This window comes from Nocardiopsis sp. NPDC006198, from assembly GCF_040613895.1.
GTDB lineage: Bacteria > Actinomycetota > Actinomycetes > Streptosporangiales > Streptosporangiaceae > Nocardiopsis > Nocardiopsis tropica.
Window position 1 is genome coordinate 18,644 of record NZ_JBEXSY010000076.1, and the last position, 15,147, is coordinate 33,790.

General features: G+C 72.9%; 16 protein-coding genes and 2 tRNA genes. 12 read left to right on the forward strand and 6 right to left on the reverse strand.

What is annotated here, in order from left to right; genetic code table 11:
* Window positions 1–21 precede the first annotated feature (21 nt).
* Together ABZ234_RS30105 and ABZ234_RS30110 are read left to right on the forward strand one after the other, a co-directional pair.
* Window positions 22–867 carry a sugar ABC transporter permease gene (locus ABZ234_RS30105; protein ID WP_267950281.1) on the forward strand — a complete coding sequence of 282 codons (846 nt, stop codon included), beginning with the start codon at window positions 22–24 and terminating at the stop codon, window positions 865–867.
* Window positions 867–1,766 carry a carbohydrate ABC transporter permease gene (locus ABZ234_RS30110; RefSeq protein ID WP_355014268.1) on the forward strand — a complete coding sequence of 300 codons (900 nt, stop codon included), beginning with the start codon at window positions 867–869 and terminating at the stop codon, window positions 1,764–1,766. The genes ABZ234_RS30105 and ABZ234_RS30110 overlap by 1 nt, the downstream gene beginning before the upstream one ends.
* A gap of 102 nt (window positions 1,767–1,868) precedes the next feature.
* Here ABZ234_RS30110 and ABZ234_RS30115 read toward each other — a convergent pair whose 3' ends face one another.
* Window positions 1,869–2,417, reverse strand: coding sequence for a TetR family transcriptional regulator C-terminal domain-containing protein (locus ABZ234_RS30115; protein WP_355014269.1), 549 nt, complete (start codon window positions 2,415–2,417; stop codon window positions 1,869–1,871).
* A 53-nt stretch (window positions 2,418–2,470) separates the two neighbouring features.
* Here ABZ234_RS30115 and ABZ234_RS30120 point away from each other — a divergent pair, with 53 nt between their 5' ends.
* The gene (locus ABZ234_RS30120; RefSeq protein WP_355014270.1) at window positions 2,471–3,556 is read left to right on the forward strand and encodes an FAD-dependent monooxygenase; all 1,086 of its coding nucleotides are present in this window, start codon (window positions 2,471–2,473) and stop codon (window positions 3,554–3,556) included.
* Here ABZ234_RS30120 and ABZ234_RS30125 read toward each other — a convergent pair.
* Window positions 3,543–4,706 carry an alpha-hydroxy-acid oxidizing protein gene (locus ABZ234_RS30125; RefSeq protein WP_344184032.1) on the reverse strand — a complete coding sequence of 388 codons (1,164 nt, stop codon included), beginning with the start codon at window positions 4,704–4,706 and terminating at the stop codon, window positions 3,543–3,545. The genes ABZ234_RS30120 and ABZ234_RS30125 overlap by 14 nt on opposite strands.
* Before the next feature lie 267 nt (window positions 4,707–4,973).
* Window positions 4,974–6,731, reverse strand: coding sequence for an ABC transporter ATP-binding protein (locus ABZ234_RS30130; protein ID WP_355014276.1), 1,758 nt, complete (start codon window positions 6,729–6,731; stop codon window positions 4,974–4,976).
* Window positions 6,732–6,869: 138 nt separating this feature from the next.
* Here ABZ234_RS30130 and ABZ234_RS30135 point away from each other — a divergent pair, with 138 nt between their 5' ends.
* Window positions 6,870–7,469 carry a TetR/AcrR family transcriptional regulator gene (locus tag ABZ234_RS30135; RefSeq protein WP_267948639.1) on the forward strand — a complete coding sequence of 200 codons (600 nt, stop codon included), beginning with the start codon at window positions 6,870–6,872 and terminating at the stop codon, window positions 7,467–7,469.
* A gap of 75 nt (window positions 7,470–7,544) precedes the next feature.
* Here the strand turns inward: ABZ234_RS30135 and ABZ234_RS30140 are convergent, their stop codons facing one another.
* Complete coding sequence (locus ABZ234_RS30140; RefSeq protein WP_267950283.1) at window positions 7,545–7,838, reverse strand: co-chaperone GroES; 294 nt, start codon at window positions 7,836–7,838, stop codon at window positions 7,545–7,547.
* Window positions 7,839–7,992: 154 nt separating this feature from the next.
* Between ABZ234_RS30140 and ABZ234_RS30145 the strand changes: the two genes are divergently transcribed.
* From ABZ234_RS30145 to ABZ234_RS30160, 4 genes are all read left to right on the forward strand, one after another.
* Window positions 7,993–8,065, forward strand: a tRNA-Ala gene (locus ABZ234_RS30145).
* A 432-nt stretch (window positions 8,066–8,497) separates the two neighbouring features.
* Window positions 8,498–9,883 (forward strand): CoA transferase, encoded by a 1,386-nt coding sequence (locus ABZ234_RS30150; RefSeq protein ID WP_355014271.1) that lies wholly within the window; start codon window positions 8,498–8,500, stop codon window positions 9,881–9,883.
* A 141-nt stretch (window positions 9,884–10,024) separates the two neighbouring features.
* On the forward strand, window positions 10,025–10,891 hold the full coding sequence (locus ABZ234_RS30155) for an SRPBCC domain-containing protein (protein WP_355014272.1): 867 nt from the start codon (window positions 10,025–10,027) through the stop codon (window positions 10,889–10,891).
* Window positions 10,888–11,190 (forward strand): metalloregulator ArsR/SmtB family transcription factor, encoded by a 303-nt coding sequence (locus ABZ234_RS30160; RefSeq protein ID WP_355014273.1) that lies wholly within the window; start codon window positions 10,888–10,890, stop codon window positions 11,188–11,190. Before ABZ234_RS30155 ends, ABZ234_RS30160 begins: the two co-directional genes overlap by 4 nt.
* On the opposite strand, the gene ABZ234_RS30165 is transcribed toward ABZ234_RS30160, so the two are convergent.
* Complete coding sequence (locus ABZ234_RS30165; protein WP_355014274.1) at window positions 11,168–11,374, reverse strand: hypothetical protein; 207 nt, start codon at window positions 11,372–11,374, stop codon at window positions 11,168–11,170. The two genes, ABZ234_RS30160 and ABZ234_RS30165, sit on opposite strands and share 23 nt — an antisense overlap.
* A gap of 198 nt (window positions 11,375–11,572) precedes the next feature.
* On the opposite strand from ABZ234_RS30165, the gene ABZ234_RS30170 reads away from it, so the two are divergent.
* The 4 genes from ABZ234_RS30170 (at window position 11,573) to ABZ234_RS30185 (ending at window position 15,065) form a co-directional block, all read left to right on the forward strand.
* Window positions 11,573–11,645, forward strand: a tRNA-Ala gene (locus ABZ234_RS30170).
* 422 nt (window positions 11,646–12,067) lie between these two features.
* Window positions 12,068–12,439, forward strand: a complete 372-nt coding sequence (locus tag ABZ234_RS30175; RefSeq protein ID WP_344184035.1) for a metalloregulator ArsR/SmtB family transcription factor — start codon at window positions 12,068–12,070, stop codon at window positions 12,437–12,439.
* Window positions 12,432–12,905 (forward strand): SRPBCC family protein, encoded by a 474-nt coding sequence (locus tag ABZ234_RS30180; protein ID WP_344184036.1) that lies wholly within the window; start codon window positions 12,432–12,434, stop codon window positions 12,903–12,905. Before ABZ234_RS30175 ends, ABZ234_RS30180 begins: the two co-directional genes overlap by 8 nt.
* A 96-nt stretch (window positions 12,906–13,001) precedes the next feature.
* Complete coding sequence (locus tag ABZ234_RS30185) at window positions 13,002–15,065, forward strand: ATP-dependent DNA helicase (protein WP_355014275.1); 2,064 nt, start codon at window positions 13,002–13,004, stop codon at window positions 15,063–15,065.
* Here ABZ234_RS30185 and ABZ234_RS30190 read toward each other — a convergent pair.
* Window positions 15,023–15,124: a hypothetical protein gene (locus tag ABZ234_RS30190; protein WP_355014277.1), complete on the reverse strand. Its 102-nt coding sequence runs from the start codon at window positions 15,122–15,124 to the stop codon at window positions 15,023–15,025. The genes ABZ234_RS30185 and ABZ234_RS30190 overlap by 43 nt on opposite strands.
* Between the last annotated feature and the right edge of the window lie 23 nt (window positions 15,125–15,147).

Consider the following 15,147-nt stretch of genomic DNA (forward strand, 5'->3'; position numbering starts at 1 on the left):
CGCGGCCTGGGCGAGCGGGCGATGGGCAGGATCTTCCTCGCTCCGTCGTTCGCGTTCATGGCCGTCATCGCCCTCTTCCCGGTGTTCTACGCGATCGGGATGAGCCTCTACAGCATCCGCGGATTCCACCAGGAGTTCACCGGGTTCGACAACTACGCGCGGGTCCTGACCGACGCGGGGTTCTTCAACGCGGTCGGGAACACCCTGGTCTTCACCGTCGCCTCGGTGTCGTTGGAGTTCGTCGTCGGTATGGCGTTCGCGCTGATCATGCACCAGGCGTTCGTCGGCCGCGGCCTGACCCGCGCGGTCATCCTCGTGCCGTGGGTGATCCCGACGGCCGTCGCCGCCCAGGTGTGGCGGTACATGTTCGACCACAACCCGGGCTTCGTGAACTCGGTCCTGGGCACGGACGTCAACTGGCTGCGCGACCCCGCGTGGTCCATGGTCGGCATCATCAGCGCCGACGTGTGGAAGACCGCCCCGTTCGTCGCCCTGCTGCTCCTGGCCGGGTTGCAGACCATCCCGAAGGACTACTACGAGGCGGCCAGGGTCGACGGCGCCACCGTGGTCCAGCGGTTCTGGTTCATCACCCTGCCCCTGCTGAGGCCGGCGATCGTCGTGGCCCTGCTGTTCCGCACGGTGGACGCGCTGCGCATGTTCGACTTCGCGTACGTGTTCGCCGGGTACTCGAACTCGCTCGCCACCCTGTCCGTGTACGCCCAGCGCTTCCTGGTCGCCGAACCGGAGCTGGGCTACGCCAACGCCCTGTCCACCGTCACGTTCGTCATCGTCATGATCGTCGGCCTGGCCTTCATCAGCCGCATGGGCCGCCACATGGTCGGCGACGTGGCGCGGAAGGAGAAGTGATGACGGCCGAGACGGTGAAGCCGAGCGGGCCGGTCCACCGGCCGCGCCGCAGGACGCACCCGGCGGTGGTCAACGCGCTCAAGCTGCTGGGCCTGCTCCTGGTGCTGGGCTGGTGCCTGTTCCCGTTCCTGTGGATGGGGATGACCAGCCTCCGGTCGGGGTCGGTGGCGCTCACGGACCCGAACATCTTCCAGGGGCCGTTCAGCCTGTCCAACTACGAGCAGGTCTTCGACCTCGGGTTCCAGTTCGCCCTGCGCAACTCGCTCATCGTGGCGGCGGTGACCACGGCGATCTGCATCCCGGTCGCGTCCCTCGCCGGCTACGCGCTGGCGCGCCTGCCCATGGCGGGCAAGTTCGCGCTGCTGGCGGCCACCCTGGTGGCCACGCTGTTCCCGCCGGTGGCACTGGTCAACCCGCTGTACCAGGTGTACCTGAAGCTCCACCAGTGGACCGGGATCAACCTGCTCAACTCCTACGCGGGCATGATCATCCCGTACGTGGCGCTGACCCTGCCGCTGGCGATCTTCATCCTCGCCACCTTCTTCGCGGGCATCCCCCGCGAGATCGAGGAGTCGGCGAAGGTGGACGGGGCCACCCCGTTCCAGGCGTTCCTGCGCGTGGTGGCGCCGCTGGCGGCGCCGGGCGTGGGCGCTGCCGCCATCCTGACGTTCGTGTACTCCACGAACGAGTTCCTGCTGGCCTTCTCCTTCGCGCCGCGCGACCTGAACGTCCAGACCGTGCCGGTGTTCGTGGGAACGTTCGAGCGGGTCGGCTACGAGAATCCGATCGGCCAGATCATGGCGGCGTCGGTGCTGGTCTCGGTACCGCTCATCCTGTTCGCCCTGGTCCTGCAGCGCCGGATCGTGGCGGGCCTGACCTCGGGGGCCGTGAAGGGCTGACGGTGGCGGGGAGGGGCCCGGGACGGAGGTCCCCGGGCCCCTCCCCGCCTACCGGCGCCCCGCTCCCTCCGGCCCTTCGCGCTCACGGGGAGTTCCGCGGCGTCAGCTCAGGCAGGCCCGGACCACGCGCAGGACCTGCGCGCGCGGCTCCACGACGTCGGGGCGGGTGAGCCCGCGCATGACGAGCCCGTCCACGTAGGAGGTCAGGGTGCGCGTTGCCGCCTCGGGGTCCGTGGCGCCGAGGTCGAGGGCGATCCGGACGGTCCACCGGTGGAGGGCCTCGGCCCCCCGGGCCAGCGACTCGCGGATCTCGGGGTTGTGCGCGCTCTCCATGGCCAGTGTGTAGCGGGCGGCGGTGAGGTCGCGGTACGTGGTGGTCGCGGCGGTGACGTACCCGATCAGAGCGTCGGTGAAGTGTTCGTCGTCGGCCAGTGAGACGTCGTAGAGCGTCGCCCAGATCTCCCGGTCCTTCTCCTCCAGCCGGTCCACGACCCCACGCACCAGGGCCGCCCTGGTGCGGAAGTGGTTGGAGGCCGAGCCCTTCGGCAGTCCGGCGGCGGCGTCCACCCGCCCGTGGGTGAGGGCGTGGAGCCCCTGGGTGCCCAGGAGGGTCAGGGCGGCGTCGGCGGCGCGGGTCCTGGTGTGCGACATGTGCCTACTATAAACATAGTGATTTATTACTATGATCGTAGTAGTGTGTCGGCATGAACGGAAGAGCGCTTGTCGTCGGAGCGGGTGTTGCAGGACTCGCGGCGGCCCGAGGACTCCTGGAGGGGGGATGGGAGGTCGAGGTCCGCGAACGCCTGGACGGCCCGCCCGACATCGGGGGAGCCCTCATGATGTGGCCGGCGGCCATGGCCGGGCTCGACCGGTTGGGCCTGGGCGGCCGGGTGCGCGAGCGCGCCCGGCGCCCCGCGGGAGGGGTGATCGCGTCCCCGTCCGGACGTGCCCTCCTCACCGTCGGCGGCGCTCGGGCGGACGACCTGTACCTGGTCTCCCGATCCTCCCTGCTCGCCACCCTCGCGGAGGGGCTCCCCGAGGGCGTCGTCCGGTGGGGCGCGGCCGTCACGGCCGGGGAGGTCCGCGACGCCGCCGGGTTCGACGTGGTCGTGGGCGCCGACGGGATCAACAGCCTCGTCCGCCGGACCGTCGTCCCCGGGGCCCCCGCTCCCAGGCCCCTCGGCACCGTCGCCTTCCGGGGCGCCGTCGAGGGACCGGCCGACCTCGCCGTCGAGACGTGGGGCAGGGGGAGGCTGTTCGGCGTGACGCCGATGGACGCGGGGACCTCCAACTGGTTCGCCTCCGTCCGCGTCGGACTCCTCCGCGAACGGGAGGGCCCGGACCGCGTGGAGCTGTTGCGCGCCCTGTACGGCGACTGGCACCCGGTGGTCGCCCGGGTCCTGGACGCGCTCCCCGGCGGCGGGGTGGACCGGAGGGTCCTGTACGACCTCCCCGCCTTCGGGAGCTACGCGCGGGGCCGCCACGTCCTCATCGGCGACGCCGCCCACGCCATGGCGCCCAACCTCGGACGCGGTGCCTGCGAGTCGTTGGTCGACGCGGCCGCCCTCGCCGCCGCGCTCACCGCCGAACCCTCCGTGGAACGGGCCCTCGACCGTTACGACCGCGTCCGGCGCCCGCCGACACGCCGGGTCGTCCTGGCCTCCAGGGCGCTCAACGGCTGCGCCACCGCCGTCCGGCTCAGCGCTTCCCGGGAGGGCGTGATGCGGGTCGCCGGGCGCCTCGCCCGGCCCCGTCCCGCCCGGACGGGGCAGGGACTCACCGGCGGGTGACGTCGTCGCGGTCCAGGTCGGCGGCGTCCCTGCCCATCAGCTCGGCCGTGATCTGCAACTCGGCCAGGACCGCGCGCAGCACGTGCTCGACCCCCGCCGCCCCGTCCACGGCCAGGCCGTAGACCCAGGGGCGTCCCAGCAGCACCGCCCGGGCGCCCAGCGCCATCGCCACGGCCACGTCCGCGCCCGATCGCACCCCCGAGTCGAACAGCACCGCGGCCCGGTCGCCGACCGCCTCCACCACCTCGGGCAGGGCGTCCAGGGCCGCCACCGCGTTGTCGACCTGGCGGCCCCCGTGGTTGCTCACCACGAGGCCGTCCACGCCCGCCTCCACCAGCTCGATCGCCTCGTCGCCGCGGACGACGCCCTTGACCAGGACCGGCAGGTCGGTCCAGTCGCGGATGCGCGCGATGTTGTCCGTGCTCAAGGACCTGCTCGCGAACGCCCCGAGGAAGTGGAACACCGCCTCCGTGAACACCCCGCCGGGCTCCGGGTCGGCCTTGAGCCGGGAGCGGAACTCAGGGTCGCTGAAGTAGTTCGCCATGCCCTGGCTGCGCAGGAACGGCAGGTGGCCCAGGGCCAGGTCGCGCGGCCTCCACCCCAACCTCTTGGTGTCGGCGGTGACCACGATCGCCTTCGCGCCCGCCGCGGTCGCCCGTCGCACGAACGACTCCGCGAGAGCGTCGTCGCCGGGCCAGTACAGCTGGTACCACCACGTGTCGGCCGCCTCCGCGACCTCCTCCATGGGCGTGGACGCGGCCGTGGACAGGACCATCGGCACGCCCAGGGCGTTCGCGCCCCTGGCCACGGCCAGTTCCGCCTCCCCGTGGACCTGCTCCAGGACCCCGACCGGGGCGGTGAGCAGCGGGGTCGGGTAGCGCTCCCCGAACAGGGTGACGCCCAGGTCCCCGGCGTTCTCCGCGCCCGGCCGCAGGCTGCGCGGGCGGAGCGCGTACCGGGCGAACGCCGCCACGTTGGCGTCGGCGGTGCGCTCCCGGCCGGCGCTCCCCTCCACGTAGCCGAAGGGCCCCGGCTCCATGGCCTTCTCGGCCAGGTCGCGCAGGGCCTCGTGGTGGTAGGGCAGGTGCGGCAGGTCGCCGTTGGTCGCGTCGGCGTAGACGCCGTCCTGGTACTGGGCGAAGTGGCTCATCGTTCCCTCGCTGGCGCCGGGGGCGCCCGGTGCGCGCGCCGCGGTCGGCGCACGGGACGGACAGGGAGGCCCGGGCCGTGGGAGAGGGCCCGCGGCCCCGGGCGGTCGAACCGTTCGCGCCGTCCGGCTCACGGAGGATGCTACCGGGCGCCCGGGTGACGCACGTCACCCGGGCGCCCGGTGTTCACCGCTCCGCGCCGAACCCGAGCGGCGCCGCCGCCCGGCCGGAGCTCCGCCTGGTCCCCGTGGCGGGACCGGCCGCGCGGCTCAGGACGAGCCGACCGGGAGCCCCTCGTCCAGGACTCCGCCGTCCCCCGCCTCGGAGATGTGCAGCGCGGCGACCAGCTCCCGGTAGAGGGGGTCCCGGTCCAGCAGCTCGCGGTGCGTGCCCCGGGAGCGGACACGGCCGTCCTCCATCAGGACGATGCTGTCGGCGTGGATCACCGTCGACAGCCGGTGGGCGATGGTGACCACGGCCTTCCGGTCGGCGTGGCGGCGCAGGCTCTCCGTGATCGCCGCCTCCGTGATCGCGTCCACCTGCGAGGTGGCCTCGTCCAGCAGCAGCACGTCAGGGGAGCACAGCAGGGCGCGTGCCAGGGCGATGCGCTGCCGCTGTCCGCCCGAGAACGACGTGGCGTCGAGCTGGGTGTCCAGGCCCTCCTCCAGGGCGTCGACCTTGTCCGCCAACCCGACCTCGTCCAGGACCCGGCGCACGTCCTCCTCCGAGGCGTCGGGCCTGCTGAACAGCAGGTTCTCGCGGACGGTCCCGGGGATCACCGGGGTGTCCTGCTCGACGTACGCGAAGTGGCCGCGCACCTGCCTGGGGGTGAGCGACGGGTAGGGCGTCCCGGCCAGCGCGAGCTCCCCCTCCACCGGTTCGAGGAAGCGCAGCAGCAGTGAGAACACGGTGGTCTTGCCCGCGCCCGACGGTCCGACGATGGCGGTGTGCCCCCGCCGGGGGATGCTCAGGTCGACCCGGTCCAGCGCGGCCTCGGCTCCGGGGGCGTACCGGGCGGTGACCCCGCGCAGCTCCAGCAGCGCGTCCCCGGCGCCGTCGGGGTCGGCGAGCGGGACGTCGGGTCCGTCGGAGGACGGCTCGAGGGGGATGGCCCCGACCTCGCGGATGCGCCTGGCCGCGGCCACGCCGGACTGGAGGGTGGTGACGCTCTGGGAGAGCTCCATGACCGGGTTCATCAGCGTGAACGCGTAGAGCAGGAACGCGATGAGGGAGGACACCTCCATCGCGCCGGAGGTCACCCGCAGGGCGCCCACCCCCAGGATGGCGATGATCGAGATCTGGATGCCGCCGTAGGCGATCGTCCAGGCCACGGCCTCGCGCCTCACCGACCGCACCCCGTGGTGCGCGGCCTGCCGTGCGTGCTCCAGGATCTGGCCGCCGAGCCGGTCCTCGGCGCGGCTCACCTTGACCGTGCGCACGGCGCGCAGGGCGCCGTCCAGGACGCCGCCCATGAGTCCCAGCGAGTTCTGCGCCTTCTCCTGGGCCTTGGCGATGGCGGGCATCAGGGTGAGGAACAGGATCGTGACGACGAGCACGGCGGTGAACGTGACGGCGAGCAGGACCAGGTCCAGCACCCCCATCATCACCAGGGTCCCGACCAGCAGGACACCGCCGTTGACGAGGCTGATGATGCTGCTGGAGGCGGCCTCGCGCAGGAGCACCGTGTCGGAGGTGGCCCGTGTGACGAGTTCGCCCGAAGGGCGCCGGGACATCGGGATGAGGGCGGCCCGGAAGTAGCGGCGCACCAGGGAGGTGCGGGCGTCGAGGACGACCTTCTCGGCGACGGTGCCGAGGAGGATCCAGTGCCACAGGCCGAACCCGATGCCCAGGGCGAACAGCCCGAGCAGGAGCGAGATGGGCACCACGAGGCTGCCCGCGTCGGCGACGGTGTCCAGGACGAGCTTGATCACCATCGGGTTGGCGAGTTCGAGCGCCGACCCGAGCAGCGCGAGCACCAGTCCGAGGGCGAGCTTCCGCCGGTGCGGGTGCACGAACGACCACAGCACCCGGAGCTGGGCGAAGCGGGGCTCTTGCGTCCCCGGTGAGGAGTCGGTTAATACCGTAGATCGTTCAGTCATGCTCTAAATTAGGTCATATGTGACCGATTATTGTCAACCAAGTACCGACAAGCCTAGGATGTTGGCATGGTGAACAGCGCTCCCTCAGAGGAAGAGACGAGGACACGCGCGCGCACCCGGCGCGCGATCCTCGAAGCGGCCGTCCAGGTCCTCGGCGAGAACTCCGCGGCCCCCCTGTCGCAGGTCGCCAGAGCCGCGGGGGTCGCCCGCAGCACCCTCCAGCGCTACTTCCCCGAACGCGCCGACCTGACGAGCGCCCTGGGGGAGTACGCCGACGAGCTGATCACCGAGGCCATGCAGAGGGCGCGCACCACCGAGGGGACCGGTCTGGAGGCCTTCCTGCGCCTCGTGCCGGAGTACTTCGCGCTCCAGAAGGTGATCATGCTGGCGTTCGGGCAGGAGGAGGATCTCACCGAGGGTTCCGAGGAGGAGTGCGGGGAGGCCGACCTCGCGCTCACCGCCCTCATCGAACGCGGGCACGCCGACGGCAGCATCGACCCCGCGATCTCCGCGAGCTGGATGCAGCAGTTCCTGTGGGCGGGGCTCTACTCCGGGTGGTCCTACGTCAACACCGGGGAGGTCTCCGCGTACGAGGCGCTCAACCTCTGCGTGCTCTCCCTGGAGAAGGTGGCAGCGAACCCGGCCGCGAACGGCGGGCGCGGCTGACGCCCGCCGTTCGGGCGGCCCCAGCGGTCCCCGAGGGCCGGGCCCTCGGCGCCGGCGCGGGGACGGGAGGACGGGTCAGAGGTACAGGCCGGTGCCCCGCTCCGGGGCCTCGTTGGCGACGGCGTGCACGTCGCGCTCGCGCAGGATCACGTAGCGCTCGCCGTTCAGCTCGACCTCGCCCTGCTCCTCCGGGTCGAAGAGCACGCGGTCCCCGGTCTTCACGTGCCGGGCGCCGGTCCCGGCGCCGACGACCTCACCCCACGCGAGCCTGGTCGCCAGCTTCACCGTGTCCGGGATGACCAGACCGGCACTGCTGCGCCGCTCGCTCCGGTCCACGACCGTCCGCACGAGGAGGCGGTCGTGGAGCATCTGGATCTCAAGCTTTGATTCGGCCACGACCCCAGGGTATTCGGCCCCGCACACGGCTATCCACCGGCCGCCCGCCCGCCCCGGCGTCCCGACCTGCCCCGGACCTCCGGTACAGTACTTCTATCGCCGAGCGGGGAAACCGCCCGGCACACCAGGGGCTATGGCGCAGTTGGTAGCGCGCCTCCATGGCATGGAGGAGGTCTGGGGTTCGAATCCCCATAGCTCCACGCGACTTTGGGACGACCCTGCTCGGAGGCCTTCGGCCTCCTCGCAGGGTCGTCTTCGTCATGTCTGCCGGAGGGAGACCCCCCGAACCCCCCGAGGTGACCCCCTGTGGCTGGGGTCGCGCTGATCGGCGGGATGGCGGTACCGCACCTGTCGACGGGGATGCCCGGCCGCTTGGCGAAGGCGTTCCGCCCGGACGGCCCCGCACCGCCCGATGCGCCCCCGGGGCGCTGGGCCGCCGACCGCGGGCCTCCCGTCGGCGCATGTGCTGTGGGCGGCCCCGCATCCCGCGTTCGCCGCAGACGTTTCTGCTCGACGCACCTCGTCCCCCCACCGCGCATCCGGCCACGGTTCCGCCGACGCGGCGGGGCCCGGCACCGTGCCCCGGAGCCCCTCCCGTACGGTGGTGAGCCTTCCGGAGAGAGGGGCGGTCGATGGACGGTGGACACGACGTCGCGGACGACGTCGCCCGGGCCACGGCGACGGACATCCTGGACTCGGGCCGGTGTCCCCCACGCGCGGGACTGACGTTCACGGGAACGGGCGGACTCCCCTCGGTCTTTCCCGTCACGGAGTTCGCCGCCGCTTCCGTCGGCGCGGCCGGTGTCGCCGCCGCCGACCTGGCCTCGGCGGGCGACGGGCGCCGCCGGGACGTCCGCGTCGACCGGCGCCTGGCCTCGATGTGGTTCGCGTGGTCCCTCCGCCCCACGGGATGGCGGCCCCCCTCCCCGTGGGACGACGTCGCGGGCGACTACCGGACCTCCGACGGGTGGATCAGGCTCCACACCAACGCCGCCGCCCACCGTGCGGCGGCCCTGCGGGTCCTCGGCGTCCCCGGCGGGCGGAACCGGGTGCAGCGGGCCGTCGCCGAGTGGGACGGGGTCGAACTGGAGTCCCGTGTCGTCGGGGCCGGGGGCTGCGCGGCCGTGATGCGCTCGACGTCCGAGTGGGCCACCGGTGAGCAGGGACGGAGTGTGGCCTGCGAACCGCTCATCGTCTGGGAGGACGGCGACAGGTCCGAGACGGGGCCGGCCCTCGCGGGCGGGGCGCGCCCGCTGGAGGGCGTGCGCGTCCTCGACCTCACCCGGGTCCTGGCGGGCCCCGTGGCGACGAGGTTCCTGGCGCTGCTCGGGGCCGACGTCCTGCGCGTCGACCCGCCCTGGTGGGACGAGCCCGGACTGGTCCCCGAGGTCATGCTCGGCAAGAGGTCCGCCCGGCTCGACCTGCGGGGGGCGGGCCCGCGCGGGCGCCTGCTGGAACTGCTGGGGCGGTGCGACGTCCTCGTGCACGGCTACCGACCCGGCGCCCTCGACCGGTTGGGCCTCGGCGCGGACGTCCGTCGCGGGGTGCGCCCGGGACTGGTCGAGGTCGGCCTCGACGCCTACGGCTGGACCGGTCCCTGGAGGACGAGGCGCGGCTTCGACAGCCTGGTGCAGATGAGCACCGGCATCGCCGACGCCGCCATGCGCGAAGGAGGGCTGGACGCTCCGAAGCCGCTGCCGGTCCAGGCGCTGGACCACGGGACCGGGTACCTGATGGCCTACGCCGCCCTGGAGGGGCTGAGGCGGCGGGTCGACACCGGTCAGGGCTCCCTCGCCCGGCTGTCCCTGGCTCGTACGGCCCTCCTCCTCGCCGGGCGCCGGGGTACGGGCGACACCGGCCCGCTCGATCCGGAGGGCGACGGCGACCTCGCCCCGGGTGTCGAGGACACGTCGTGGGGGCCGGCCCGTCGGCTCCGAATGCCGCTGGAGGTGGAGGGCGTGGTCCTCGCGGCACCGCGGCCGGCGGGGGCTCTGGGGGCGGGCGGGGCGCGGTGGTGACCGACCCGCCCACGGCCGACCGCCGCCCCGGGGCCGTCCGGGTCGGGCTGCCGACCTGACGGACTCCACGTGCAACCTGGGAGTTGCACTCGAAGGGCATTAGTGCAACCATGGTGTTGCACATGCGACGAGGGGGGTGTCATGGACGGGATTTCGGACCGGATCGAACGAGAGGTGGACATCGCGGCTCCGGCGCGACGCGTCTGGGAGCTGGTGTCGCGCCCGGGATGGTTCATCAACGACGGAGCGGTCGTCGACCACGTGATCGAGCAGGACGGCGACGTCAGCGTCGTGCGCGACCCCGTCCACGGCGACTCCCGCATACGCACCGAGAAGCTCGACCCGCCCGGCTACGCGGCGTTCCGCTGGCTGGGCGGCGAGGAAGGGGGGTCGACCCTGGTTGAGTTCTGGATCGAGGAACTCGAGGCGGGCGGCGTGACCCTGCGAGTGGCCGAGAGCGGCTTCGCCTCGCTGGGCGGCACGGAGGCCGAGCGGCGCCGGCGCGTGGAGGAGAACACCCGGGGCTGGGAGGAGGAGCTCGGCGCCGCGCGCTCCTTCCTGGACGCCTCGACCGTCGAGCGCTCCGTCCACGTCGGGGTGGCGCCCGAACGGCTCTGGCCGGTACTGACCCGGCCCGAGCACTTCGCGGCCTGGTACGCCTTCGGTGGGGCGGAATTCGAGGCCGTGCCGGGCGCTCCCATGGAGCTGCACTGGGACGAGCACGGCACCTTCCGGGGGCGGGTCGTCACGGTGGACGAGCCCTCGACGTTCGCCTACCGGATCGCCGCCGAGCCGGACACCGACCCCGGCGAGGGCGTCAGCACGCTGGTGACGATGACGGTGAGGAAGTCGGGGAACGGCTCACTGCTCACGGTCTCCCAGAGCGGCTTCGACACCCTGCACCCGCGCTTCGGGACGGTCTCCGACAACGTCGCGCCGGAGGAGGAGGGATGGGACGGGGGGCTCTCCGCCCTGACGGCACACCTCTCGGGAGCGGGGACTCCGTGAACGCCACCGTCTTCGCCGCGCTGGGCGACGAGACCCGCTGGAGCATCCTCGTGAGTCTGGCCCGCGAACCCGCCTCCGCTTCGGCGCTGGCCGGTGAGCTGCCCGTGAGTCGGCAGGCCGTCGTCAAGCACCTGGACGTGCTGCGCTCCGTGGGGCTGGTGGAGTCGGAGCGGCGCGGCCGGGAGGTCGTGCACCGGCCGATCGGCTCACGGCTCAGCGAGCTCGGCCGCGACCTCCAGCGCGTCGGAACGGCCTGGGAGAACAGGCTGGACCGGATCAGGGAGATCGCGGAGTCCTGACCCGTTCGTCGACGAAGGCGAGGAGGTCCGGATCGTCGGAGACCAGGCGGTCCACCTCCTCGCCCCCGTCGCACCTGCACAGGGCCACCGTCACCCGCGAGGGGGAGCGGTCCACCACACGCCACACGGCGCCGTGGTCCTCCCACCGGGTCAGGACCTCCACCGGGTTCCGTTCGTCGCTCATGGAGCCATCATGCCCGGGAGGCGGGGACCGACCCCCTCCCGCGCGTTCCCGCTTCCCGGGGCGCTCCGGGTGACCGGAGGCCGTGCAAGAAGCCCCCGTGTACGCCCCCGTGACGCGCCGTGTGGGCCGCCCGACACCCCGCATGTTCACCCCACCCTTCCGCGTCCGATAGAATCGAACCGTTGCCGCACGGCACACGGGGCTATGGCGCAGTTGGTAGCGCGCCTCCATGGCATGGAGGAGGTCTGGGGTTCGAATCCCCATAGCTCCACGCGAATCTGGGACGACCCTGCTCGGAGGCCTTCGGCCTCCTCGCAGGGTCGTCTTCGTCATGTCTGCCGTGGGGAGACCCCCGAACCCCCCGAGGCACCCCCCTGGGGTTGGGGTCGCGGTGATCGGTGGGGTGGCGGTACCGCACCTGTCGACGGGGATGTCGTCCGTCCGTCGCGGCGTTTTCCTGCGCACAGGTCTTGCTGGCCTGCGTTCTCCGGGACGACCCTGCTCGCGCGTGACCGCGCTCGCCGGGTCGTCCTTCGTGTTTACCGGGGGGAGACCCCGTCCCCCGAGGGCATCCTCCGGGGCGGGTTCCTGTCGCCCGGCGGCCCTCTGAGAGCTCTCCCACCCCTTGACCCGGGGTGTGGCGTGGGTCATAATCAACATAACGGTTGATCAACGAGAAAGTTGAATGCGCAGATGGCGAGCGACCCCCTGAGCCTCACATTCGCGGCGCTGGCGGATCCGACCCGCCGGGCGCTGCTGGCGAGGCTCGCGGAGGGCGAGGCGACCGTCAACGACCTGGCGGAGCCGTTCCCCATCAGCCTCCAGGCGGTGTCCAGACACCTGAAGGTCCTGGAGCGGGCCGGCCTGATCAGCCGCGGCCGCGACGCGCAGTGGCGTCCCTGCCGGCTGGAGACCGCGCCTCTGGAGCAGGCGTCGGTGTGGATCGGGCGGTACCACGACCAGTGGGAGGAGCGCTTCGACCGGCTGGACGAGGAGATCCGCCGCATCCAGGACGCGCGGGGAACCGGAGACCGCAGCACCGAGGGAGAGAAGACCCATGAGTGACCTCACCGTGACCGTCGAGCCCGGTCGCCAGGACATCGTCATCACCCGCACCTTCGACGCGCCCAGGGACGTGGTGTTCAGGGCCATGACCGAGCCGGAGCACCTGGCCCGGTGGTGGGGGCTGGACGAGACCGACACGGTCGTCGACCGGGCCGAGGTGCGGCCCGGCGGTACCTGGCGGTTCGTCGAGAAGGCCGCCGACGGCGAGGAGTACGCCTTCCACGGGGTCTTCCACGACGTGGTCGCCCCCGAGCGCATCGTGCAGACCTTCGAGTTCGAGGGGATGCCGGGCCACGTGGCGATGGACACCCACATGCTGGAGGAGAAGGACGGCCGCACCCTCTACCGGGCGATCTCCGTGTTCCAGACGGTCGAGGACCGCGACGGCATGGTCAGCTCCGGCATGGAGGAAGGGCTGGCCCAGTCGCTGGACGCCCTGGAGAGGCTCGCCCGCGGCCTCGCCTGACGCCCGCCGGGCCGATCGGCCGGGCCCCGGAGGGCCCGGCCGATCCCGCCTGTGGACGGAGCCCGTCCTGTCCCCACGGGCCGGTACTGTCGATCCGTGGCAGATCTTCCCGACGTTCCGACCCTGCTCGACGCCGCCGTCACCGCTCTCGGCGGCAGCCGCCGCGAGGGCCAGACGGCCATGGCCGACGCCGTGGCCGCGGCGGTCGACGAACGCGAGCACCTGGTGGTCCAGGCCGGTACCGGCACCGGCAAGTCCCTGGCGTACCTGGTACCCGCGGTCAGACACGCGATGGACCGGAAGAACACCGTGGTGGTCTCCACCGCCACCATCGCCCTCCAGAACCAGCTCATCGACCGGGACCTGCCGCGCCTGGCCGGGGCGCTGTCCTCGCTGCTGCCGCGCGAGCCCACGTTCGCCGTGCTGAAGGGCCGCCGCAACTACCTGTGCCGCAACCGGCTCCAGACCGCGGACGAGGACGCGGAGGACGCCGAGCTGTTCGACCCCCGGCAGCTCTCCTCCCTCGGCCGCCAGGTGGCCCGCCTGCACGAGTGGGCGGAGGAGACCGTCACCGGCGACCGCGACGAGCTCGTCCCCGGCGTCAGCGACCTCGCCTGGCGGCAGGTGTCCGTGGGCGCCAACGAGTGCATGGGGGCCCGCATCTGCCCCTTCGGACAGGAGTGCTTCGCGGAGTTCGCACGCGAGGCCACCCAGGGAGTGGACGTGGTGGTCACCAACCACGCGATGCTCTCCATCGACATGGCGCAGGGCCGGCACATCCTGCCCGAGCACGACACGATCATGATCGACGAGGCGCACGAGCTCGTGGACCGGGCGACCTCCGTGTCCACCGGCAGCCTGAGCGAGCGCGTCGTCAACACCGCGGCCAAGCGCGCCGCCCGCCTGGTCGAGCCCGGGATCAGCGAGCGCCTCACGGAGTGCGCCGACGGGCTCGCCCTGATGTTCACCGAGTCGCCCGACGGCCGCCTGGACCACATCGACGACGCCCTGGCCAACGCGGTCGCGGCCACCCGCGACGCCGCCTCCGCCTGCGTCACGGCCATCGGCCCCTCGCCCGGCGAGCTCGACCCCGACGGCGCCAGCGACCGCCGCCTGGCCCTGGCCGCTCTCGAAGAGGTGCGCGAGACCGCCGTGCGCGTGCTGGAGTCCTACGAACCCGCCCTGCGCGACCGCACCGAGGTCGTGTGGCTCACCAGGGCCCCGGGCCGCCAGCCCGCCCTCAACGTCGCCCCGCTCGCCGTCGGCGGGCTGCTGCGGGAGAAGCTCTTCGGGGACCGCACCGTCGTGCTGACCTCGGCCACCCTCACCCTCGGCGGTTCCTTCACCTCCCTGGCCAACCAGTGGGGCCTGGGCCGCGAGGTCACCCGGGAGGCCGCGGAACGGGCCGCCGCGGGCGCCCCCGGGACGACGCGGGCGCAGACCGGGGACGGGGACACCCCGGCCGCCGGCCCGGACGAGGACGACGACGGCCCCCACCGCGCGGCGGGGGAGCCCCGCTGGCGCGCGCTGGACGTCGGGTCGCCCTTCGAGCACGCCCGCAGCGGCATCCTGTACGTGGCCACCCACCTGCCGCCGCCCGGGCGCGACGGGCTCGCGCCCTCCTACCTCGACGAGATCGCCGAGCTCATCGAGGCCGCCGACGGCCGGGCCCTGGGCCTCTTCTCCTCCATGCGGGCCGCCCAGCAGGCCGGCGACGAGCTCCGGGACCGGCTCGACCAGCCGATCCTGTGCCAGGGCGAGGACTCCACCGGCCAGCTGGTCCGGCGGTTCGCCGAGGACGAGAGGTCCTGCCTGTTCGGCACCCTGTCGCTGTGGCAGGGCGTGGACGTGCCGGGCCCCTCCCTGTCGCTGGTGATCGTGGACCGCATCCCGTTCCCCCGTCCGGACGACCCCCTCGCCTCCGCCCGCCAGCGGGCCGTGGCCGCGCACGGCGGCAACGGGTTCCTGTCGGTGGCGGCCACCCACGCCGCGCTGCTGCTCGCCCAGGGCACCGGCCGGCTGCTGCGCTCCACCGACGACCGCGGGGTCATCGCGGTCCTGGACCCGCGCCTGGCCACCGCCCGCTACGGCGGCTTCCTGCGCGCCTCGCTGCCGCCCTACTGGGGCACCACGGACCCCGAGGTGGCCCGGTCGGCGTAGTCGTTGTGCGCGTTCGCGGCCATCGGGCCGGGCCGGTACAGGGCGATGACCGCCGCGATGTCACCGAACTTCTTCGGCTGCA